The following is a 20,379-nucleotide window of genomic DNA, read 5'->3' as shown; positions in this document are numbered from 1 at the left end:
CTCCTAGACTGGCGGCATGCCACTGGTAGCACTGACGGGCGGGATCGCGTCGGGCAAGTCGACCATCGCGCGCCGGCTCGCGGAGCACGGCGCGGTCATCGTGGACGCCGACGCGCTCGTCCGAGAGGTGCAGGCGCCCGGCCAGCCCGTGCTCGCGGCGATCGCCGCGGAGTTCGGGGACGACGTGCTGACGGAGGACGGCGCACTCGACCGTGCGGCGCTCGGCGCGATCGTGTTCGGCGACCGGGAGCGGCTCGCGCGCCTCAACGCGATCGTCCACCCGGCCGTCAAGGCCGAGTCGCAGCGCCGCTTCCGCGCCGCGCTCGATGCCGATCCGGATGCCGTGGTCGTCTACGACGTGCCCCTGCTCGCCGAGGCGCGCGGAGCGGGGGAGTGGGATCGGATCGTCGTCGCGCATGCTCCGGCGGACGTGCGCGGTCGTCGCCTGGTGACGGAGCGGGGCATGAGCGAGGCAGACGCCGCCGCCCGGATCGCCAGCCAGGCCGGCGACGACGAGCGGCTCGCCCTCGCCGATGTCGTCATCGACACGTCGGGCTCGCTCGACGAGACGCTCGCCCAGGCCGACGCGCTCTGGCGATCTCTCACGGGCGGCCCGTGATCGACCTCAACGCCGACCTCGGCGAGAACGCGCCTGATCGCGTCGTGAGCGACGACGACGCGATGCTCGCGGTGGTCACGAGCGCGAACGTCTCGTGCGGCGCGCACGCGGGAACGCCCGACGGGATCCGCGCGACGCTCCGCGCGGCGGCTCGGCGCGGCGTCGTCGTCGGCGCGCATCCCGGCTACGAGGACCGAGCGGGATTCGGCCGCCGCCCCGTCGAGATCGGCGCGGCCGCGCTGCAGGAGAGCATCGAGCGCCAGCTGCACGACCTGCAGGCCCTCGCCGACGGCGCGGCCATCCGCTATGTCAAGCCGCACGGCGCGCTGTACAACGACGCCGCGTCCGATCCGGTGCGCGCTGCCGCCGTCGCCGCGGCCGTCCGCGCGGTCGATCCGCGGCTCGTCGTCCTGGGCCTGCCCGCCGGCGCCCTCCTCGCGGCGGCCGCACGGGCGGGGCTCTCCACCGCAGCCGAGGCGTTCGCCGACCGCGGCTACCTGCCCTCGGGCGCGCTCGCACCGCGCGGCGAGGCGGGAGCGCTCCTGCACGACCCCGATGTCGTCGCGGAGCGGGTCCTGCGCCTCGCGCGGGACGGCGAGATCGAGGCCATCGACGGGACCGTCATCCGCGTCCGCCCCGCCTCGGTCTGCGTGCACGGCGACAGCAAGGGGGCCGTCGCCATGGCGACGGCGGTGCGCGCCCTGCTCGAGCGCGAGGGCATCGCGATCGCCCCCTTCGCCGCCCGCCCATGAGGCGCATCCTCACGGCGTCCGGCCGTGCCCTCCTCGTCGAGGTGGATGACCTCGAGAGCGCGGTCCGGCTCCACGCGGCGCTCGAGGCGGCGCCGCCCGTCGGGGTCGTCGAGCTCGTCCCGGCCGAGCGCACCGTGCTCGTGCGCTGCGAGCCGCGGCGCCTGCCCGAGGTGCGGGTCGCGCTCGAGCGGATCGCGCTCGCCGCGCGCGCGGCCGCCGTCGACCGCTGCGTCGAGATCCCCGTGCACTACGACGGCGACGACCTCGCCGAGGTCGCGGATCACCTCGGCCTCTCGCCCGCCGAGGTCGCGGCCCGCCACCAGACGGCCACCTGGCACGTCGCGTTCACGGGCTTCGCGCCGGGCTTCGGCTACCTCGTGGGCGACGACCCCGTGTTCGACGTGCCGCGGAAGGCATCGCCTCGCGCGCGCGTCCCCGCGGGAGCGGTCGCGCTCGCCGGCCGGTACTCGGGCGTCTACCCGCGGGAGAGCCCGGGCGGCTGGCAGCTGATCGGGCGCACCGACGCCGCGCTCTGGGACCTCGACCGGGATCCGCCCGCGCTCCTGCTCCCGGGAACGACCGTGCGCTTCGTCGACGCCTCGCGCGCGCATCCCGCGACCGCGGCCGAAGGACGCAGGGGACGTCCGGCTCCGCTCGGAGCGCGCGCGGTCGACATGCCGGGCGATCGCGGCATCGCCGCTGCCGTCGAGGTCATCGAGCCGGGGCTGCAGCTCCTCGTTCAGGATCTCGGCCGACCGGGTCGCGCGCACCTCGGCGTCTCCGCGTCGGGCGCGGCGGACCGCGGGGCCCTTCGCGCGGCCAACGCCGCGGTCGGCAACGGGCACGGCGAGGCCGGCCTCGAGCTGCTCGGCGGCGGAGCGCGGCTGCGCCTCCGCGGCGCGGGCGTCCTCGCGCTCGCGGGCGCGGAGGTCGACGCCGCGCTCGTGCACGCCGACGGCGGGAGCGAGCCGGTGCCGCGCGGCGCGCCGACCGCCTTCCGCGAGGGCGACGAGCTCGTGACGGGCTTCGCGACGCGCGGTGTGCGCGCCCTCGTGGCGTTCCGAGGCGGTCTCGCTCTCACTCCCGTGCTCGGCAGCCTCGCGACCGACACCCTCGCCGGCATCGGGCCGCGCGAGCTCGGCGGACGCGCTCTCCGAGCGGGCGATGTCGTGCCGCTGCGCGGGCTCTCCGGCGTTCGCGACGCGGTCGCGCCATGGTCTCCCGCGCCGCGCGCTCTTCCCGCCCCTGGCGAGACCGTCGAGCTGCGGGTCGTGCGCGGGCCGCGCGACGACTGGTTCGCGGCGGACGCCCTCGACGCGCTCCTCGGCGACGAGTGGGCGGCGACGTCCCGCTCGGATCGGGTCGGGATCCGCCTCGAGGGGGCGCGGCCGCTCGCGCGCGCCGTGCCCGGCGAGCTCCCGAGCGAGGGGACGGAGACGGGGGCCGTCCAGGTGCCGCCGCACGGCCATCCGGTCGTCTTCCTGCCCGACCACCCGCTCACCGGCGGCTATCCCGTGATCGCCTCGGTGGTGGCCGCCGACCTCGACCTGGCGGGGCAGATCCCGCCCGGCGCGCGCGTGCGCTTCCGGCTCTCCGGCGCCGATGTCGGACGCCCCTCCTAGGCTGGAGGCATGCAGACCACACGCAGCGTCCGGCCCTTCGAGGTGGTGAGCGAGTACCAGCCCAGCGGCGACCAGCCCAAGGCGATCGCCGAGCTCGCCGCGCGCATCAACGCGGGTGAGACCGACGTGGTCCTGCTCGGCGCGACCGGAACGGGCAAGTCCGCGACGACCGCGTGGCTCATCGAGCAGGTGCAGCGCCCCACGCTCGTCCTCGCGCACAACAAGACCCTCGCGGCGCAGCTCGCGAACGAGTTCCGCGATCTCCTGCCGAACAACGCGGTCGAGTACTTCGTGTCGTACTACGACTACTACCAGCCAGAGGCGTACGTCCCGCAGACCGACACCTTCATCGAGAAGGACTCGTCGATCAACGCGGAGGTCGAGCGGCTGCGGCACTCCACGACGAACACGCTGCTGAGCCGCCGCGACGCCGTCGTCGTGAGCACGGTGTCCTGCATCTACGGCCTCGGCTCGCCCGAGGAGTACCTCCGCGCGCTCGTCGCGCTCCAGGTGGGGGAGCGCTACGACCGCGACGCGATCATCCGCCAGTTCGTGGCGATGCAGTACAACCGCAACGACGTCGACTTCTCGCGCGGCAACTTCCGCGTCCGCGGCGACACGATCGAGATCATCCCCGTGTACGAGGAGTTCGCCATCCGGATCGAGCTGTTCGGCGACGAGATCGAGGCGCTCTACAAGCTGCACCCGCTCACGGGCGATGTCATCGAGCGCATGGACGCGGTCGCGATCTTCCCGGCGACGCACTACGCGGCCGGCACCGACACCGTGCAGCGGGCGATCAAGACCATCGAGGAGGAGCTCGCCGAGCGCCTGCAGGAGTTCGAGAAGCAGGGCAAGCTGCTCGAGGCGCAGCGGCTGAAGATGCGCACGACCTTCGACCTCGAGATGCTGCAGCAGCTCGGCTTCTGCTCCGGGATCGAGAACTACTCGCGCCATCTCGACCAGCGCGCGCCGGGCGAGCCGCCGCACACCCTGCTCGACTTCTTCCCCGACGACTTCCTCCTCGTCATCGACGAGTCGCACGTCACGGTGCCGCAGATCGGCGCGATGTACGAGGGAGACGCATCCCGCAAGCGCACGCTCGTCGAGCACGGCTTCCGCCTGCCGAGCGCGATGGACAACCGGCCGCTGCGGTGGGACGAGTTCAAGGAGCGCATCGGGCAGACGGTCTACCTGTCGGCGACCCCCGGCAAGTACGAGATGGGCGTGGCCGACACGGTCGTGGAGCAGATCATCCGCCCGACGGGCCTCGTCGACCCGCGGATCGTCGTCAAGCCGTCCAAGGGGCAGATCGACGACCTCCTCGAGCAGATCCGCCAGCGCGTCGACCGCGACGAGCGCGTGCTCGTCACGACGCTCACGAAGAAGATGGCGGAGGAGCTCACCGACTTCCTCGGCGAGCACGGCGTCCGCGTCCGGTACCTCCACTCCGACGTCGACACGCTGCGGCGCGTCGAGCTGCTCACCGAGCTGCGTCAGGGCGTGTACGACGTGCTCGTCGGCATCAACCTGCTGCGCGAGGGGCTCGACCTCCCCGAGGTCTCGCTGGTCGCCATCCTCGACGCCGACAAGGAGGGCTTCCTGCGCTCGGGCACCTCGCTCATCCAGACGATCGGGCGCGCCGCGCGCAACGTGTCCGGCGAGGTGCACATGTACGCCGACAGCATCACCGACTCGATGCGCAAGGCGATCGACGAGACCGAGCGGCGGCGCGAGATCCAGATCGCCTACAACCGCGAGCACGGCATCGACCCGCAGCCCCTGCGCAAGAGGATCGCCGACATCACCGACTCCCTCGCGCGCGAGGAGGCCGACACCGCGAGTCTGCTCTCGAAGCGGGACTCCGCGCGCACCAAGACCGGCAAGGGGCGCGCGCCCACGCCCGTGCGCAAGCGCGAGGGCATCGCCGCGGAGGGGGCGATGCAGCTCGAGGAGGCGATCGCCGACCTCACGCAGCAGATGCTCGTCGCCGCCGAGGAGCTCAAGTTCGAGCTCGCCGCGCGGCTGCGCGACGAGGTCCAGGACCTCAAGAAGGAGCTCCGGCAGATGGAGAAGGCCGGCCACGCGTGAGCGCGCGGTCCGCGTCGGGCGGCGCCCGGCGCGGACGCGGCTGCACTCACTCCTCCGGGCAGTAGAGCACGCCGTCGCGCTCGACGTGCTCGACGCGCGTGCGACCGCAGTGCGTGCACGGCGCACCGGGTCCGTCGCCGAGCTGCGCGGGTCCGGCGATGCGGATGAGCACGTCGTTGGCCCACTCGTAGATGCCGCCCGCCTCGCGGATGCGCTCCCGGAGATGCGGGTGGTGGTGCGTTCCGCTCTCCATGCTGATCATCTCCTCTCCCTCCAGTGTGCGCCTCCCGGGGCGCGGAGGACAGGGGATGCGCGGCACCGCTCGTCACGCGCGGATCTTCGAATCCGCTGAGCGAACACGTCGAACAAACGTCCAGATGTCCGTGGGGGTCCGTAGGATTGGATCGTGCCCATCATCCCCGTCGCCTCGCCCGGAAAGATCAGTGTCCGCGGTGCCCGCGTGCACAATCTCAAGAACGTCGACCTCGACATCCCGCGCGACGCGCTCGTCGTGTTCACCGGCCTGTCGGGCTCGGGGAAGTCGAGCCTCGCGTTCGACACGATCTTCGCGGAGGGGCAGCGGCGCTACGTCGAGTCGCTGAGCGCGTACGCGCGCCAGTTCCTCGGCCAGGTCGACCGCCCCGACGTCGACCTCATCGAGGGGCTGAGCCCCGCGGTGTCGATCGACCAGAAGTCGACGAACCGGAACCCGCGCTCGACCGTCGGCACGATCACCGAGATCTACGACTACCTGCGCCTCCTGTGGGCGCGCATCGGCGTGCCGCACTGCCCGCAGTGCGGCGAGCGGATCCAGCGCCAGACCGTGCAGCAGATCGCCGACCAGCTGATGACCCTCGAGGAGGGCACGCGCTACCAGATCGTCGCGCCCGTCGTCACGCAGAAGAAGGGCGAGTTCGTCGACCTCTTCAAGGAGCTCGCGGCGAAGGGCTACTCGCGCGCGGTCGTCGACGGCGAGCTCGTGCAGCTGGCTGAGCCGCCCGTGCTCAAGAAGTCGTACAAGCACGACATCGCGGTCGTCGTCGACCGTCTCGTCGCTCGCGCCGACATCCTCGGCCGCGTGACCGACTCCGTCGAGACCGCGCTCGGCCTCGCGGGCGGCGTCCTCCAGGTCAACTTCGTCGACGAGGAGGGCGACGACGCGTGGCAGTCGTTCTCCGAGAAGCTCGCCTGCCCCAACGGGCACGCGCTGCAGCTCACCGAGATCGAGCCGCGCACGTTCTCGTTCAACGCCCCGTTCGGCGCCTGCCCCGCGTGCTCGGGTCTCGGCACCCGGATGTCCGTCGACGTCGAGCTCATGCTCGGCGATGAGGAGCTCTCGATCCGCGAGGGCGTCATCGTGCCGTGGACGACGCAGGGCAAGGGCCTCTTCCAGTACTACGAGCGTCTCCTCGAGGGCCTCGCCGACGAGATGAGCTTCTCGCTCGACACCCCGTGGCGGGCGCTCCCGCAGATCGTGAAGGACGCGGTCCTGCACGGGCAGGACTACAAGGTCAACGTGCGGTTCAAGAACCGCTGGGGCCGCGAGGTCCGGTACGCGAGCGGCTTCGAGGGCGTCGTGCCCTACATCGAGCGCCAGTACGCGCAGGCCGAGACCGACACCACGCGCGCGCGGTGGGCGGAGTACCTGCGCGAGGTCCCCTGCCCCGTGTGCGAGGGCGCGCGCCTCAAGCCCGAGGTGCTCGCGGTCAAGGTGGGCGGCCGGTCGATCGCCGAGACGGCCGACCTCAGCCTCGAGGACACGCTCGCGATGATGAACCAGGTCACGCTGACCGACCGCGAGAAGCAGATCGCCGCGCAGATCCTGCGCGAGATCCGCGTCCGCCTCGAGTTCCTCATCCAGGTCGGCCTCAACTACCTCACGCTGAGCCGTGCCGCCGGGTCGCTCTCGGGCGGGGAGGCGCAGCGCATCCGGCTCGCGACGCAGATCGGGACGGGATTGACGGGCGTGCTCTACGTGCTCGACGAGCCGTCGATCGGCCTCCACCAGCGCGACAACCGGCGACTCATCGAGACGCTCGTCACGCTGCGCGACCTCGGCAACACGCTCGTCGTCGTCGAGCACGACGAGGAGACGATCGAGGCGTCCGACTGGGTCGTCGACATCGGCCCGCGCGCGGGCATCGGCGGGGGAGAGGTCATCCACTCCGGTCCGTTCGAGGCGCTCGTCGAGGACGAGCGGTCGCTCACGGGCGACTACCTCGCCGGCCGGCGGATGATCGAGATCCCGCGCAAGCGCCGCCGGATCGACCGCAAGCGCATGCTCTCGGTCGTCGGAGCCCGTGCGAACAACCTCAAGAACGTGACGGCCGAGTTCCCGCTGGGCGTGCTCACGGCGGTCACCGGCGTGAGCGGGTCGGGCAAGTCGACCCTCGTGAACGACATCCTCTACGAGGTGCTCGCGCAGCGCCTCAACGGCGCCCGCACCGTGCCCGGCAAGCACACGCGCGTCACGGGCCTCGAGCACCTCGACAAGGTCGTGCACGTCGACCAGGCGCCGATCGGGCGCACGCCGCGGTCGAACCCCGCGACCTACACGGGCGTCTTCGATCGCATCCGCAACCTGTTCGCGGAGACGCCCGAGGCGAAGGTGCGCGGCTACAAGGCCGGCCGCTTCAGCTTCAACGTCAAGGGCGGGCGGTGCGAGGCGTGCTCGGGCGACGGCACGCTCAAGATCGAGATGAACTTCCTCCCCGACGTCTACGTCGACTGCGAGGTGTGCCACGGCAAGCGCTACAACCGCGACACCCTGCAGGTGCACTACAAGGGCAAGAACATCGCCGAGGTCCTCGAGATGTCGATCGCCGAGGCGGAGGAGTTCTTCGAGCCGATCCAGGCCATCCACCGGTACATGAAGACGCTCGTCGACGTGGGGCTGGGCTACGTCCGGCTCGGGCAGGCGGCGACGACCCTCTCCGGCGGCGAGGCGCAGCGCGTCAAGCTCGCGACCGAGCTGCAGAAGCGCAGCAACGGGCGCTCGATCTACGTGCTCGACGAGCCGACGACGGGTCTGCACTTCGAGGACGTCCGCAAGCTCCTCGAGGTGCTGAACGGGCTCGTCGACAAGGGCAACAGCGTCATCGTGATCGAGCACAACCTCGACGTCATCAAGTCGGCCGACTGGATCGTCGACCTCGGCCCCGAGGGCGGCTCGGGCGGCGGAACGATCGTCGCGACGGGCACGCCCGAGCAGGTCGCGAAGACCGACGGCAGCCACACGGGCGCGTTCCTCGCCGAGGTGCTCGGAATGGCCGAACGGCAGCGCAAGGCCGGCTGACATGGCCGACCAGCTCCCGTACAAGCCGAAGCCGGGGGAGATCCCCGTGAACCCCGGCGTGTACCGCTTCCGCGACGCGCACGGGCGGGTGCTCTACGTCGGGAAGGCGAAGAACCTCCGGCAGCGGCTGTCGAACTACTTCGCGCCGCTGCACACGCTCCACGAGCGCACGCGGCGGATGGTCACGACCGCGTCGTCCGTGGAGTGGACCGTCGTGCCGACCGACGTCGACTCGCTGCAGCTCGAGTACCAGTGGATCAAGGAGTTCGACCCGCCGTACAACGTCCGCTACAAGGACGACAAGTCGTACCCGTTCCTCGCCATCACGCTGGGCGACGAGGCGCCCCGCGTGATGGTGACGCGCAACCGGCGCATCCCCGGCGCGAAGTACTTCGGGCCGTACCCGAAGATCTGGGCCGTGCGCGACACGATCGACCTGATGATCAAGGTGTTCCCGATCCGCACGTGCAGCGACGCCTCCTACAAGCGCGCGATGCAGACGGGGCGGCCGTGCTTCCCCGGGCAGATCGGCAAGTGCGGCGGCCCCTGCTCGCAGCGCGTGACGATCGAGGAGCACCGCGCGATCGTCGACGACTTCATCGCGTTCATGAACGGCGGCGACGAGCGCTTCACGCGCGAGCTGACCGCGCGGATGAAGGCGGCGGCGGCCGCGATGGACTACGAGCAGGCGGCGGTGTACCGCGACAAGCTCGCCTCGATCGACGCCGTCCTCAACAAGAGCGCGCTCGTGCTGCCCGAGGACACCGAGGCGGACCTGTTCGGCGTCGCGGAGGACGAGCTCTCCGCGGCCGTCCACCACTTCGTGATCCGCGGCGGCCGCGTGCGCGGCGTCCACTCGACGACGATCGACAAGGAGCTCGACATCTCGGGCCCCGACCTCGTCGACCAGATCCTCCAGCGCGTGTACGGCGATGCGGCACCTGCCGACATCCCCCGTCGCGTGCTCGTGCCGGTCCTCCCGCCCGACGCGGCGGAGATCGAGGAGTGGCTCTCCGGCAAGCGCGGCCGCCGCGTGGAGGTGCTCGTCGCGCAGCGCGGCCAGCGCGCCGAGCTGCTGCGCAATGCGACCCTCAACGCCACGCAGGCGCTCATGCGGCACAAGACGCGGCGCACGAGCGACTACGCCGCCCGCTCGCAGGCGCTCAGCGATCTGCAGGAGGCGCTCGGGATGGACGAGGCGCCGCTGCGCATCGAGTGCTACGACATCTCGCACCTGCAGGGCACGAACGTCGTGGCGTCGATGGTCGTGTTCGAGGACGGGCTGCCGCGCAAGGACCAGTACCGGTCGTTCTCGATCGCCGAGACCACCGACGACACCGACTCGATGCACCAGGTGCTCATGCGCCGCCTCGCATACCTCGACCGCCCCGAGGAGGTCGAGCCCGACGCCGCCGAGCTCGCGACGAGCGGCGAGGACGGCGTCGTCACGGCCCCCGCGAAGCGGCGGCGATTCGCGTACCCGCCGCAGCTCCTCATCGTCGACGGCGGACAGCCGCAGGTCGCGGCCGCCGCCCGCGCGCTCGCGGACTCGGGCCACGAGGAGATCGCGCTGTGCGGGATCGCGAAGCGACTCGAGGAGCTCTGGCTGCCGGGGGAGGACTACCCCGTGATCCTCCCGCGCACGTCGGAGGCGCTCTATCTCGTCCAGCGTCTGCGCGACGAGGCGCACCGGTTCGCGATCACGCACCAGCGCAAGCGGCGGCGTCGCGACATCCGCACGGTGCTGAGCGAGGTGCCGGGGCTCGGCGACGCGCGCATCCGCTCCCTGCTCCGGCACTTCGGCTCGGTGGCCGCCCTCCGCGAGGGGACGATCGAGCAGATCGAGGAGCTCCCGGGGATCGGCCCGAAGCTCGCGACGACGATCTACGAGCACCTGCACCGCGAGGATGCGCGCGAGGCCGCCGTCGACGCGGCAGGAGCGGATGATCGCTAGGCTGGCGTCGATGACGGAGACAGCGGGCGAGGTCCTGATCGTGACCGGGATGAGCGGCGCGGGCCGCTCGACGGTCGCGAACGCCCTCGAGGACCTCGACTGGTACGTCGTCGACAATCTGCCGCCGCAGATGCTGCGCCCGCTGCTCGACCTCTCCGGGCGCCTCGGCGACCAGCTGCCGCGGATCGCGGCGGTCGTCGACGTGCGCGGCCGCGACCTCTTCGCCGAGCTGCCGGCGGCCACCCAGGCGCTGCGTGAGCGGAACAACCTCCGGATGCTCTTCCTCGACGCGTCGGACGACGTGCTCGTGCGCCGCTTCGAGGCCGTGCGCCGGCCCCATCCGCTGCAGGGCGACGGGACGCTGCTCGACGGCATCCGCCGAGAGCGCGAGATCCTCGCTCCCGTGCGCGGCAGCGCCGACATCATCATCGACACCTCGAGCTACAACATCCACCAGCTCGCCACGCACGTGACCGACCTCCTCCGCGAGGAGGGGGCGCCGCGGCACCGCGTCACCGTCATGAGCTTCGGGTTCAAGTACGGTCTGCCGCCCGACGCGGACCTCGTCGCCGACATGCGCTTCCTCCCCAACCCGTTCTGGAACGACGACCTCCGCGCGCTCACCGGGCAGGACCCTGCGGTCAGCGACTACGTGCTCGATCAGGAGGGTGCGCGCGCGTTCCTCGACGCGTACGCTGAGGCCCTGACACCCGTGCTCGAGGGCTATCAGCGCGAGAACAAGAGCCACTCCACGGTCGCCGTCGGGTGCACGGGCGGCAAGCACCGCTCCGTCGCGATGGCGCTGGCGCTGGCGGAGCGGCTGAAGGATGTCCCGGGTGTCGCGGTCCGCGTGCGGCACCGCGATCTCGGGCGCGAGTAGACGGCGCCGACGGCGCCATAACCCCGTCGGCTGGGAGTTCGCACCCGGTCTCTGCGGGGGTATGGCGGCTAAGCTTGACCCTTGCGCCAAAATGGCCGAATCACCGTCTTCGAGAGTGGGGAAATCCGTGTCACTGACCGCCGATGTCAAGGCAGAGCTGATCACCGTCAGGGACCCGCGTCCTTCGGTTCGGATCGCTGAGACGACGGCGCTGCTGCGGTTCTCGGGCGGCCTCCACTCCATCGCCGGCCGCGTCGCGGTCGAGGCCGAGGTCGACTCGCCCCACCTCGCGCGCCGCGTCGCGCGCGACATCGCCGAGATCTACGGCGTCCGCCCCGAGATCGCGCACATCCAGGGCTCGGGCTCGCGCGACGGCGAGCACTTCGCGGTGCGCGTCGTCGACGGAGGCGAGACGCTCGCGCGGCAGACCGGCCTGCTCGACCAGCGCCGCCGCCCCGTGCGCGGTCTCCCCAACCGGCTGACCACCGGCACGCGCGACGACCTGGCCGCCATCTGGCGCGGCGCCTTCCTCGGCGCCGGCAGCCTGTCCGAGCCGGGACGCTCGGCGTCGCTCGAGGTCGCCTGCCCGACCGGCGAGGCCGGCATGGCCATCGTCGGCGCGGCCGGGCGCATCGGCATCTCCGCGAAGGCGCGCGAGGTGCGCGGCGTCCCGCGCGTCGTCATCCGCGAAGCCGAGGGCATCCGCGGCATGCTGCAGGCGATCGGCGCCGTCAAGGTCGCGGCCGAGTGGGACCAGATGCGGCAGCGCCGCGAGGTGCGCGCTGGCGTCAACCGGCTCGTGAACTTCGACGACGCCAACCTCCGCCGCTCGGCGCAGGCCGCCGTCGCCGCGTGCGCGCGCGTCGAGCGCGCCCTCGAGATCCTCGGTGAGGACGTTCCCGACCACCTCCGCGAGGCCGGCACGCTCCGACTCGCGCACCGCGACGCGAGCCTCGACGAGCTCGGCCACCACGCCGACCCGCCGCTCACGAAGGACGCCGTCGCCGGCCGCATCCGCCGTCTGCTCGCGATGGCCGACAAGCGCGCCGAGCAGGAGGGCATCCCGGGCACGCAGGCCGCGGTGCCCGTCGGCGCGGAGTAATCCGGCGTCAAGGCCCATCCCCGGTCCTCCCCGCGTCATTAGGATGTGAGGGAACCCTCCGTCCGCGCAGCGGGGAGGCACCGGACAGCGCCGCTCGGCGGCGCCGAGAGATGGGAAGAATCGACGCATGGCGAAGTACACGCTCCCGGAGCTCACCTACGACTACGCAGCCCTCGAGCCGCACATCAGCGGCCGCATCATGGAGCTGCACCACTCGAAGCACCACGCGACGTACGTCGCCGGCGCCAACACCGCGCTCGAGCAGCTCGCTGAGGCCCGTGCGAAGGGCGAGTTCGCGAACGTCAACAAGCTCGAGAAGGACCTCGCGTTCAACCTGGGCGGGCACACCAACCACTCGATCTTCTGGACGAACCTCACGCCCGAGGGCCAGGAGCGCCCCGAGGGCGAGATCGCCGCGGCGATCGACGAGTACTTCGGCGGGTTCGAGGGCTTCCAGGGCCAGTTCAACGCGGCCGCCCTCGGCATCCAGGGGTCCGGCTGGGCTGGCGTCTTCTGGGACTCGATCGGCCAGCAGCTGATCATCCAGCAGTTCTTCGACCAGCAGTCGCAGTTCGCTGCGGGCACGGTCCCCGTCCTGCTGCTGGACATGTGGGAGCACGCCTTCTACCTCGACTACCAGAACGTGAAGGCGGACTACGTCAAGGCGTTCTGGAACATCGTCAACTGGGACAACGTGCAGCAGCGTCTCGCCGCCGCACGCGAGAAGACCGCCGGTCTCCTGGTAGCGTCCTGAGTGACACGGCCGTCCGACGCGGGGTGCGAGCCCGCCCGGACGGCCTTCCCCTCCACAGCGCCTGTGCGGGCGCACCAACGATATTCAGGAGAAGACCCAGTGTCTGTTCGGATCGGAATCAACGGCTTCGGTCGTATCGGCCGCAACTACCTCCGCGCGGCTCTCGCGCAGGGGGCTGACCTCGAGATCGTCGCCGTCAACGACCTCACCGACAACAAGACCCTCGCGCACCTGCTCAAGTACGACTCGATCCTGGGCGTGCTCGACCAGGAGGTCACCTACGACGAGACGTCGATCACGGTCGGCGGCCGCAAGATCGCCGCCCTCGCGGAGCGCGACCCGGCGGCCCTGCCCTGGGGCGAGCTCGGCGTCGACATCGTCATCGAGTCGACCGGTCGCTTCACGAACGCCGACGACGCGCGCAAGCACATCGAGGGCGGCGCGAAGAAGGTCATCATCTCGGCTCCCGCGAAGGGCGAGGACGCGACGTTCGTCCTCGGCGTGAACGAGGACCAGTACGACCACGAGAACCACCACATCATCTCGAACGCGTCGTGCACCACGAACTGCCTCGCTCCCCTCGCGAAGGTGTTCAACGACAAGTTCGGCATCGTCCGCGGCCTCATGACCACGGTCCACGCGTACACGGCGGACCAGAACCTCCAGGACGGTCCGCACTCGGACCTCCGCCGCGCCCGCGCCGCCGCGCTCAACATCGTGCCGACCTCGACCGGCGCTGCCAAGGCCATCGGCCTCGTGCTGCCCGAGCTCAAGGGCAAGCTCGACGGCTTCGCGCTCCGCGTGCCGGTCCCCACCGGCTCGATCACCGACCTCACGGTCGAGACCGAGCGCGAGCTCACGCTCGACGAGATCAAGGCCGCCTACAAGGAGGCCGCGGAGGGCCCGCTCAAGGGCATCCTCAAGTACACCGAGGACGAGATCGTGTCGAGCGACATCACGCACGACCCGCACTCGTCGATCTTCGACGCCGGCCTGCTCCGCGTGCTCGGCACGCAGGTCAAGCTCTCGTCGTGGTACGACAACGAGTGGGGCTACTCGAACCGCCTCGTCGACCTCACCGAGCTGGTCGCCTCGAAGTTCTGACAGACGGACAGCTCCCGGGAAGCCCGTCGGCATGTGGTCTGCACCCGTGCCGGCGGGCTTCCCGCCTGTAGATTGAGAAACGATGTCACTGCGAACACTCGATACCCTCGGCGATCTCGCCGGCAAGCGCGTCATCATCCGATGCGACTTCAACGTCCCGCTCGCGGACGGCGTCATCACCGATGACGGCCGCCTCCGCGCGTCGCTGCCCACGCTGACCGCCCTGCTCGACGCGGGCGCTCGCGTCGTGGCGGTCTCGCACCTCGGGCGCCCGAAGGGCGAGCCCGACCCCCAGTACAGCCTCAAGCCGGTCGCGGACCGTCTCGCCGAGCTGCTCGACCGCCCTGTCGCCTTCGCGACGGACACGGTCGGCGACTCCGCGCGCGAGACCGCCGGCGCACTCGAGGACGGCCAGCTCGCCGTGCTCGAGAACCTGCGCTTCAACGCCGGCGAGACCGCGAAGGACGACGCAGAGCGCGGCGCCTTCGCCGATCAGCTCGCCGAGCTCGCCGATGTGATGGTGTCCGACGGGTTCGGCGTCGTGCACCGCAAGCAGGCGAGCGTCTACGACCTCGCCCAGAAGCTCCCGAGCGCCGCCGGCCTGCTCATCGCCAAGGAGCTCGAGGTGCTGGACACCCTGACCGAGAGCCCGGTGCGCCCGTACACGGTCGTGCTCGGCGGATCGAAGGTGTCCGACAAGCTCGGCGTCATCGACCACCTGCTCCCGCGGGTCGACCGCATCCTCATCGGCGGCGGCATGCTCTTCACGTTCCTCGCCGCGCAGGGCCACAAGGTCGCGTCGAGCCTCCTCGAGGCCGACCAGATCGAGACCGCCCAGGGGTACATCCGCACGGCGGAGGAGAAGGGCGTGCAGCTGATCCTCCCGACCGACGTGGTCGTGGCCTCGAAGTTCGGCGCCGACGCGGAGTACGTCGTGACCGCGGCCGACGCGATCGAGGAGTCGCCCTTCGGCGCCTCGGGCCTCGGGCTCGACATCGGACCGGAGACCTCGGCGGCGTTCGCCGAGGCCATCCGCGGGTCGAAGACCGTGTTCTGGAACGGCCCGATGGGCGTGTTCGAGCTCGAGCCGTTCGCGGCGGGCACGAAGGCTGTGGCGCAGGCGCTCACCGAGGTCGACGGACTCAGCGTCGTCGGCGGCGGAGACTCCGCGGCCGCCGTGCGCCAGCTCGGGTTCGACGACTCGGCGTTCGGTCACATCTCGACCGGCGGCGGTGCCAGCCTCGAGTTCCTCGAGGGCAAGAAGCTTCCCGGACTGGAGGTGCTCGGATGGGCGTGACGAAGAGGACCCCGCTGATCGCGGGGAACTGGAAGATGAACCTCGACCACCTGCAGGCGGTCGCGCTCGTGCAGAAGCTGCACTGGGCTCTCAAGGACGCCAAGCACGAGGACGGCAGCGTCGAGGTGGCGGTCTTCCCGCCGTTCACCGACCTGCGCAGCGTGCAGACGCTCCTCGACGCCGACAAGATCGCGTTCACGCTGGGCGCGCAGGACCTGTCGACGCACGACGAGGGCGCCTACACGGGCGAGATCTCGGGCGCGTTCCTCAAGAAGCTCGCCGTGTCGCAGGTCATCATCGGGCACTCGGAGCGCCGCGAGTACCACGCGGAGACCGACGAGGTCGTCGCCGCGAAGGTCCAGGCCGCGCTGCGCCACGAGCTCGTCCCGGTGATCTGCGTGGGCGAGACGAGCGAGGACCTCGAGAAGCACGGCGCGAGCGCCGTGCCGGTCGCGCAGCTCGAGAAGGCGATCGCGGGCGTGCCCGCTGACGCCGAGATCGTCGTCGCCTACGAGCCGGTCTGGGCGATCGGATCGGGCCAGGCCGCGACGCCGCAGCAGGCGCAGGAGGTGTGCGCGAAGCTCCGCGAGGTGCTCGCCGACCGGCTCGGCGCCGACACCGCGGCGCGCACGCGCGTGCTCTACGGCGGCTCGGTCAAGGCGGCCAACATCGCGAGCTTCATGCGCGAGCCCGACGTCGACGGCGCGCTCGTCGGCGGAGCCAGCATCAAGGTCGACGAGTTCGCCTCGATCATCCGCTTCGAGAAGCACGTCGGCGTGTGAGCGCATGCGGCCCGGGCGCGTGCGCTCGGGCCGCATGCCCCTCGCCGTATACTGAACTCCTGTGCGCGGCGCACGCGCGCACTCACGAAAGGCTCTCCGTGGAAGTTCTCGAGTTCATCCTCCAGGTCATCCTGGGCGTCACCAGCCTCCTGCTGACGCTGCTCATCCTCCTGCACAAGGGCCGCGGCGGCGGGCTCTCCGACATGTTCGGCGGCGGGATGTCGCAGGCCGTGGGCTCGTCGGGCCTCGCCGAGCGCAACCTGAACTACCTGACCGTCATCCTCGCGCTGGTGTGGTTCCTCTCCATCGTCGGCCTGGGCCTCATCACCAAGTTCCAGGTGATCTGATGGCCGTCGGCGGCAACGCGATCCGCGGGACGCGCGTCGGATCGGGCCCTATGGGCGAGCAGGACCACGGCCACCACGCCGATCGCGTGGCGGTGTCGTACTGGGATGCGCTCGGCAACGAGACCGTGCGGTACTACGCGGCGGGCGTGGCCGAGGAGGAGATCCCCGACGTCATCGACCATCCGCACTCCGGGCTGCCTGCGGGGCGCGACCGCGAGAACCCGCCGGAGGCCTCGCGCAACGAGCCCTACAAGACGCACCTCGCGTACGTGAAGGAGCGCCGCACGGACGAGGAGGCCGAAGAGCTCCTCGGCGACGCGCTGCAGAAGCTCCGCGAGAAGCGCGGCCAGTAGCCGATCTGCGAGAAGGCCCCCGATCCTGAGGATCGGGGGCCTTCTCGCTTCGCTCGCTCAACGACCGGACGCGGCTCGCTGCGCTCGCGGAGCGTTTCGCCTCGCTTCGCTCGCTCAACGACCGGAGGCGGCTCGCTGCGCTCGCGGAGCTCAGTCGGGGTCGATGAGGTCGTCGGGCACCTCGGCGGCCGCGGCCGCATCGGTGAACACGATCGTCTGCTCGGTGCCGTACGCGCCCGCCGCCGGCACGGACGCGTAGCTCGCGCCGGCCATCACGAGCCCGAGAGCCGACGCCTTGTCGGCGCCGGCCAGCACCATCCACACCCGCGCGGAGCCGTTGATGACGGGGCGGGTGAACGTGACGCGCTCGGGCGGCGGCTTGGGGGAGTCGCGCACCGGCAGCACCACGGCGTCGGTCACCGCGACCTCCCCGCGATCGGGGAAGAGCGAGGCGACGTGGCCGTCGGGGCCGACGCCGAGGAAGCACACGTCGAACGCGGGGAAGCGGCGCTCCTCCGACGACGCGAAGCGCGCGAGCTCGTCCGCGTAGGCCGTCGCCGCCTCGTCGAGGGTGACCCCGTCGTCGGCTGCCGCCGGCTCGTGGACGTTCTCGGCCGGGATGGCGATGCGGTCGATGAGCGCCGCGCGGGCCTGACCCGCGTTGCGCTCGGCATCGCCGCGCGGCACGAACCGCTCGTCGCTCCACCACAGGTGGACGAGCGACCAGTCGATGTTGTCCCGCCAGGGGTGCGCGGCCGTCGCCTCGAGGACCGCGATGCCCATCGAGCCGCCCGTGAGCGACACGTGCACGGGGCGCGAGAGCTGGGTGAGCTGCGCGAGCAGTCCCACGAAGCGGTTCGCGACGTGCTCCGCGAGCGCGGGCTTGTCGGGCTGGACGACGACCCGCGTGTCGGCGTCGGCCATCAGAATTCCTCCGTGGGCGGCCCCAGGCGCTCCCAGCCGTCCGTGAGGACGCGGCCGTAAAGCAGGTCGGGGTCGAGCCGACGCAGCTCCTCGGCGATGCACTCGCGCAGCGAGCGGCGGGGGAGGAGGAGCACGTGGTCGGGCTGGCCCGGCTGGGTGAGGCGCGCGTGCGTCGCGCTCGTGCGCTCGAGCACGATGTCGCCCCCCGCGCGGTGCAGCACGACGGAGTGGATGCCGTGGTTCCAGCGCTCGGGCGCCTCGTAGCACCACTCGACGGGCACGTCGAGTGCCATCCCGAGCCAGGCGGCGAGGAGGGCGGTCGACGGAGACGTCGAGGCGCCGCGCACCTCGACGGCCGTGACGGGCTCGAACGGCGGCTGGTCGAGCACCGCCGCGAGCTGCTCGCGCCAGCGCGTGAGGCGGGTCCACGCGAGGTCGGTGTCGCCGGGCGTGTAGACGAGGTCGAGCTGGCGCAGGCGGTCCGGCGCGTACGGAGCGGTGGACGTGTCGGTGATGCGCCGCTGGGCGATGCGGCCGAGCGCGTCCTTGCCGGGGCGTGCGGGCGGCTCGTCGGGCCACCACACGACGACGGGCGCGTCGGGCAGCAGCAGGCCGGTGATGAGGGTCTCCTCGTTGCTCGCCGCAGGGCCGAATGCGCGCAGCACGATGACCTCGCTCGCGCCCGCGTCGCCGCCCACGCGGATCTCGGCGTCGAGCCTCGCCTCGCCGCGCGGGTCGGTCACGAGCACGATGACGCGCATCGGGTGCTCGCGCGACGCGTCGTTCGCGGCGTCGATGACGGCCTCGTCGAGCGTCCGCTTCGACTTGATGATGAGCGTGAGCACGCGGCCGAGAGCGACCGCGCCGCCCTCCTCGCGCACGGAGACGAGGCGCTTGGCGACCTCGCTGACGCTGGTGTCGGGAAGGTCGATGATCACGGGCGCCTCCAAACGCGGCCGTCGCGGGCGAGGAGCGCGTCGGCGGATGCCGGCCCCCACGACCCCGAGTCGTACTGCTCGAGCGGCTCGTCGAGCGAAGCCCAGTACTCCTCCACGGGGTCGAGGATGCGCCAGGACAGCTCGACCTCCTCGTGGCGGGGGAACAGGGGCGGGTCGCCGAGCAGCACGTCGAGGATGAGCCGCTCATACGCCTCGGGGCTGGCCTCGGTGAACGCGTGGCCGTACCCGAAGTCCATCGTGACGTCGCGGACGTTCGTGCCGGCGCCCGGGACCTTCGAGCCGAAGCGCAGCGTCACGCCCTCGTCCGGCTGCACGCGGATGACGAGCGCGTTCTGGCCGAGCTCGCTCGTCTGGCCGCGCGAGAACAGGTGCTCGGGGGCGCGCTTGAACACGACCGCGATCTCGGTCACACGACGCCCGAGGCGCTTGCCCGTGCGGACGTAGAACGGCACTCCGGCCCAGCGGCGGGTGTTGATGTCGAGCTTGATGGCCGCGTACGTCTCCGTGCGCGACTCGGGGCTCATCCCGTCCTCCTCGAGGAAGCCGGTCACCTTCTTCCCGCCCTGCCATCCGCCCGCGTACTGCCCGCGCGCGGTCGCCGTGGAGAGGTCGGCCGGCAGCGTGACGGCCGCGAGCACCTTCTCCTTCTCCGCGCGCAGGTGCTCGGCGGAGAGGCTGATCGGCTCCTCCATGGCGGTGAGGGCGAGCAGCTGCAGCAGGTGGTTCTGGATGACGTCGCGCGCTGCGCCGACGCCGTCGTAGTAGCCCGCACGACCGCTCACGCCGATGTCCTCGGCCATCGTGATCTGCACGTGGTCGACGTAGTTGCGGTTCCAGATCGGCTCGTACAGCTCGTTCGCGAAGCGCAGCGCCAGGATGTTCTGGACCGTCTCCTTGCCGAGGTAGTGGTCGATGCGGAAGATCGAGTCGGCCGGGAACGCGGCCTCGAGGGCGTCGTTGAGCTCGCGCGCGGACTCGAGGTCGTGGCCGAACGGCTTCTCGATGACCACGCGGCGCCAGCGGTTGTCGTCGGGCTTGTCATCGACGAGCCCCGACTCGAGCAGCTGCTGCGCGACGACGGGGAACGACTTCGGCGGGATCGACAGGTAGAACGCGTGGTTGCCCATCGTCCCGCGCTCGACGTCGAGGGTGTCGACGGTCTCGCGCAGACGGCGGAATGCCGCGGGGTCGTCGAACTCGCCCTGCACGAAGCGGATGCCCTGCGCGAGCTGCTGCCAGGTCTCCTCGCGGTACTCGGTGCGCGCGTGCTGCTTGACGGCCTCCTGCACCACCTGGGCGAAGTCCTCGTCCTCCCAGTCACGGCGGGCGAACCCGACCAGTGCGAAGCCGGGGGGCAGCAGGCCGCGGTTGGCCAGGTCGTACACCGCGGGCATGAGCTTCTTGCGCGAGAGATCGCCGGTAACACCGAAGATCACGAGGGCGCTGGGCCCCGCGATGCGGTTGAGGCGGCGGTCATCGGGATCGCGCAGCGGATTGACGCCGCGCGAGATGTCAACGGTCATGAAAGGGGGGACTCCTCTTGC

18 protein-coding genes are annotated in these 20,379 nt (G+C 71.3%); 14 read left to right on the top strand and 4 right to left on the bottom strand.

All coding sequences use genetic code 11. The features are described 5' to 3' along the window. Positions 1 to 16: 16 nt before the first annotated feature. The 4 genes from coaE to uvrB are packed head-to-tail and all read left to right on the top strand — an operon-like array spanning position 17 to position 5,084. Positions 17 to 619: a dephospho-CoA kinase gene (coaE, locus tag GC092_RS09695; RefSeq protein ID WP_324011617.1), complete on the top strand. Its 603-nt coding sequence runs from the start codon at positions 17 to 19 to the stop codon at positions 617 to 619. Continuing rightward, the gene (gene pxpA / locus GC092_RS09690; RefSeq protein WP_324011616.1) at positions 616 to 1,371 is read left to right on the top strand and encodes a 5-oxoprolinase subunit PxpA; all 756 of its coding nucleotides are present in this window, start codon (positions 616 to 618) and stop codon (positions 1,369 to 1,371) included. Before coaE ends, pxpA begins: the two co-directional genes overlap by 4 nt. Next, the gene (locus tag GC092_RS09685) at positions 1,368 to 2,993 is read left to right on the top strand and encodes a 5-oxoprolinase subunit B/C family protein (protein WP_324011614.1); all 1,626 of its coding nucleotides are present in this window, start codon (positions 1,368 to 1,370) and stop codon (positions 2,991 to 2,993) included. Before pxpA ends, GC092_RS09685 begins: the two co-directional genes overlap by 4 nt. A 9-nt stretch (positions 2,994 to 3,002) precedes the next feature. Then, positions 3,003 to 5,084, top strand: a complete 2,082-nt coding sequence (uvrB, locus tag GC092_RS09680; protein WP_271174030.1) for an excinuclease ABC subunit UvrB — start codon at positions 3,003 to 3,005, stop codon at positions 5,082 to 5,084. A 46-nt stretch (positions 5,085 to 5,130) separates the two neighbouring features. On the opposite strand, the gene GC092_RS09675 is transcribed toward uvrB, so the two are convergent. Beyond that, positions 5,131 to 5,337 carry a hypothetical protein gene (locus GC092_RS09675; protein WP_310089271.1) on the bottom strand — a complete coding sequence of 69 codons (207 nt, stop codon included), beginning with the start codon at positions 5,335 to 5,337 and terminating at the stop codon, positions 5,131 to 5,133. A 153-nt stretch (positions 5,338 to 5,490) separates the two neighbouring features. Here GC092_RS09675 and uvrA point away from each other — a divergent pair, with 153 nt between their 5' ends. From uvrA to GC092_RS09625, 10 genes are all read left to right on the top strand, one after another. Then, a complete protein-coding gene (gene uvrA / locus GC092_RS09670; protein WP_271174032.1) occupies positions 5,491 to 8,379 on the top strand; it encodes an excinuclease ABC subunit UvrA in 2,889 nt (962 codons plus the stop codon). A 1-nt stretch (position 8,380) separates the two neighbouring features. Further along, entirely contained in the window at positions 8,381 to 10,333 is a 1,953-nt protein-coding gene (uvrC, locus tag GC092_RS09665) for an excinuclease ABC subunit UvrC (protein WP_282979821.1), read from the top strand. Positions 10,334 to 10,343: 10 nt separating this feature from the next. Then, a complete protein-coding gene (rapZ, locus tag GC092_RS09660) occupies positions 10,344 to 11,213 on the top strand; it encodes an RNase adapter RapZ (protein WP_271174034.1) in 870 nt (289 codons plus the stop codon). A 127-nt stretch (positions 11,214 to 11,340) separates the two neighbouring features. After that, positions 11,341 to 12,315 (top strand): DNA-binding protein WhiA, encoded by a 975-nt coding sequence (gene whiA / locus GC092_RS09655; protein ID WP_271174035.1) that lies wholly within the window; start codon positions 11,341 to 11,343, stop codon positions 12,313 to 12,315. Between the two features lie 127 nt (positions 12,316 to 12,442). Then, complete coding sequence (locus GC092_RS09650) at positions 12,443 to 13,069, top strand: superoxide dismutase (protein ID WP_271174036.1); 627 nt, start codon at positions 12,443 to 12,445, stop codon at positions 13,067 to 13,069. 99 nt (positions 13,070 to 13,168) lie between these two features. Further along, complete coding sequence (gene gap, locus GC092_RS09645) at positions 13,169 to 14,173, top strand: type I glyceraldehyde-3-phosphate dehydrogenase (protein WP_271174037.1); 1,005 nt, start codon at positions 13,169 to 13,171, stop codon at positions 14,171 to 14,173. Between the two features lie 82 nt (positions 14,174 to 14,255). After that, positions 14,256 to 15,470 (top strand): phosphoglycerate kinase, encoded by a 1,215-nt coding sequence (locus GC092_RS09640; protein ID WP_324011610.1) that lies wholly within the window; start codon positions 14,256 to 14,258, stop codon positions 15,468 to 15,470. Continuing rightward, a complete protein-coding gene (tpiA, locus tag GC092_RS09635) occupies positions 15,461 to 16,252 on the top strand; it encodes a triose-phosphate isomerase (RefSeq protein ID WP_271174039.1) in 792 nt (263 codons plus the stop codon). The genes GC092_RS09640 and tpiA overlap by 10 nt, the downstream gene beginning before the upstream one ends. A 98-nt stretch (positions 16,253 to 16,350) precedes the next feature. Then, positions 16,351 to 16,599 carry a preprotein translocase subunit SecG gene (gene secG, locus GC092_RS09630; RefSeq protein ID WP_271174040.1) on the top strand — a complete coding sequence of 83 codons (249 nt, stop codon included), beginning with the start codon at positions 16,351 to 16,353 and terminating at the stop codon, positions 16,597 to 16,599. Continuing rightward, entirely contained in the window at positions 16,599 to 16,952 is a 354-nt protein-coding gene (locus GC092_RS09625; RefSeq protein WP_271174041.1) for an RNA polymerase-binding protein RbpA, read from the top strand. Before secG ends, GC092_RS09625 begins: the two co-directional genes overlap by 1 nt. Positions 16,953 to 17,102: 150 nt before the next feature. On the opposite strand, the gene pgl is transcribed toward GC092_RS09625, so the two are convergent. Genes pgl through zwf form a run of 3 tightly spaced genes read right to left on the bottom strand, consistent with a single transcriptional unit; the run spans position 17,103 to position 20,358 of the window. Next, positions 17,103 to 17,876 (bottom strand): 6-phosphogluconolactonase, encoded by a 774-nt coding sequence (gene pgl / locus GC092_RS09620; protein ID WP_324011608.1) that lies wholly within the window; start codon positions 17,874 to 17,876, stop codon positions 17,103 to 17,105. Next, complete coding sequence (locus tag GC092_RS09615; protein WP_271174044.1) at positions 17,876 to 18,814, bottom strand: glucose-6-phosphate dehydrogenase assembly protein OpcA; 939 nt, start codon at positions 18,812 to 18,814, stop codon at positions 17,876 to 17,878. The genes pgl and GC092_RS09615 overlap by 1 nt, the downstream gene beginning before the upstream one ends. Then, a complete protein-coding gene (gene zwf, locus GC092_RS09610; protein WP_271174045.1) occupies positions 18,811 to 20,358 on the bottom strand; it encodes a glucose-6-phosphate dehydrogenase in 1,548 nt (515 codons plus the stop codon). The genes GC092_RS09615 and zwf overlap by 4 nt, the downstream gene beginning before the upstream one ends. Positions 20,359 to 20,379: the final 21 nt, after the last annotated feature.

This window comes from Microbacterium sp. JZ37 (assembly GCF_035188445.1).
In the GTDB taxonomy this organism is placed as follows: domain Bacteria; phylum Actinomycetota; class Actinomycetes; order Actinomycetales; family Microbacteriaceae; genus Microbacterium; species Microbacterium barkeri.
This window is presented reverse-complemented; position numbering and strand designations above follow the sequence as displayed.

What these genes read in the sequence shown, in the direction of transcription:
- GC092_RS09650 (WP_271174036.1), top strand. Translation starts at nt 12,443, where the DNA reads ATGGCGAAGTACACGCTCCCGGAGCTCACCTACGACTACGCAGCCCTC.
- uvrB (WP_271174030.1), top strand. Translation starts at nt 3,003, where the DNA reads ATGCAGACCACACGCAGCGTCCGGCCCTTCGAGGTGGTGAGCGAGTAC.
- tpiA (WP_271174039.1), top strand. Translation starts at nt 15,461, where the DNA reads ATGGGCGTGACGAAGAGGACCCCGCTGATCGCGGGGAACTGGAAGATG.
- uvrC (WP_282979821.1), top strand. Translation starts at nt 8,381, where the DNA reads ATGGCCGACCAGCTCCCGTACAAGCCGAAGCCGGGGGAGATCCCCGTG.
- pgl (WP_324011608.1), bottom strand. Translation starts at nt 17,876, where the DNA reads ATGGCCGACGCCGACACGCGGGTCGTCGTCCAGCCCGACAAGCCCGCG.
- zwf (WP_271174045.1), bottom strand. Translation starts at nt 20,358, where the DNA reads ATGACCGTTGACATCTCGCGCGGCGTCAATCCGCTGCGCGATCCCGAT.
- coaE (WP_324011617.1), top strand. Translation starts at nt 17, where the DNA reads ATGCCACTGGTAGCACTGACGGGCGGGATCGCGTCGGGCAAGTCGACC.
- GC092_RS09675 (WP_310089271.1), bottom strand. Translation starts at nt 5,337, where the DNA reads ATGGAGAGCGGAACGCACCACCACCCGCATCTCCGGGAGCGCATCCGC.
- GC092_RS09685 (WP_324011614.1), top strand. Translation starts at nt 1,368, where the DNA reads ATGAGGCGCATCCTCACGGCGTCCGGCCGTGCCCTCCTCGTCGAGGTG.
- GC092_RS09625 (WP_271174041.1), top strand. Translation starts at nt 16,599, where the DNA reads ATGGCCGTCGGCGGCAACGCGATCCGCGGGACGCGCGTCGGATCGGGC.
- GC092_RS09640 (WP_324011610.1), top strand. Translation starts at nt 14,256, where the DNA reads ATGTCACTGCGAACACTCGATACCCTCGGCGATCTCGCCGGCAAGCGC.
- rapZ (WP_271174034.1), top strand. Translation starts at nt 10,344, where the DNA reads ATGACGGAGACAGCGGGCGAGGTCCTGATCGTGACCGGGATGAGCGGC.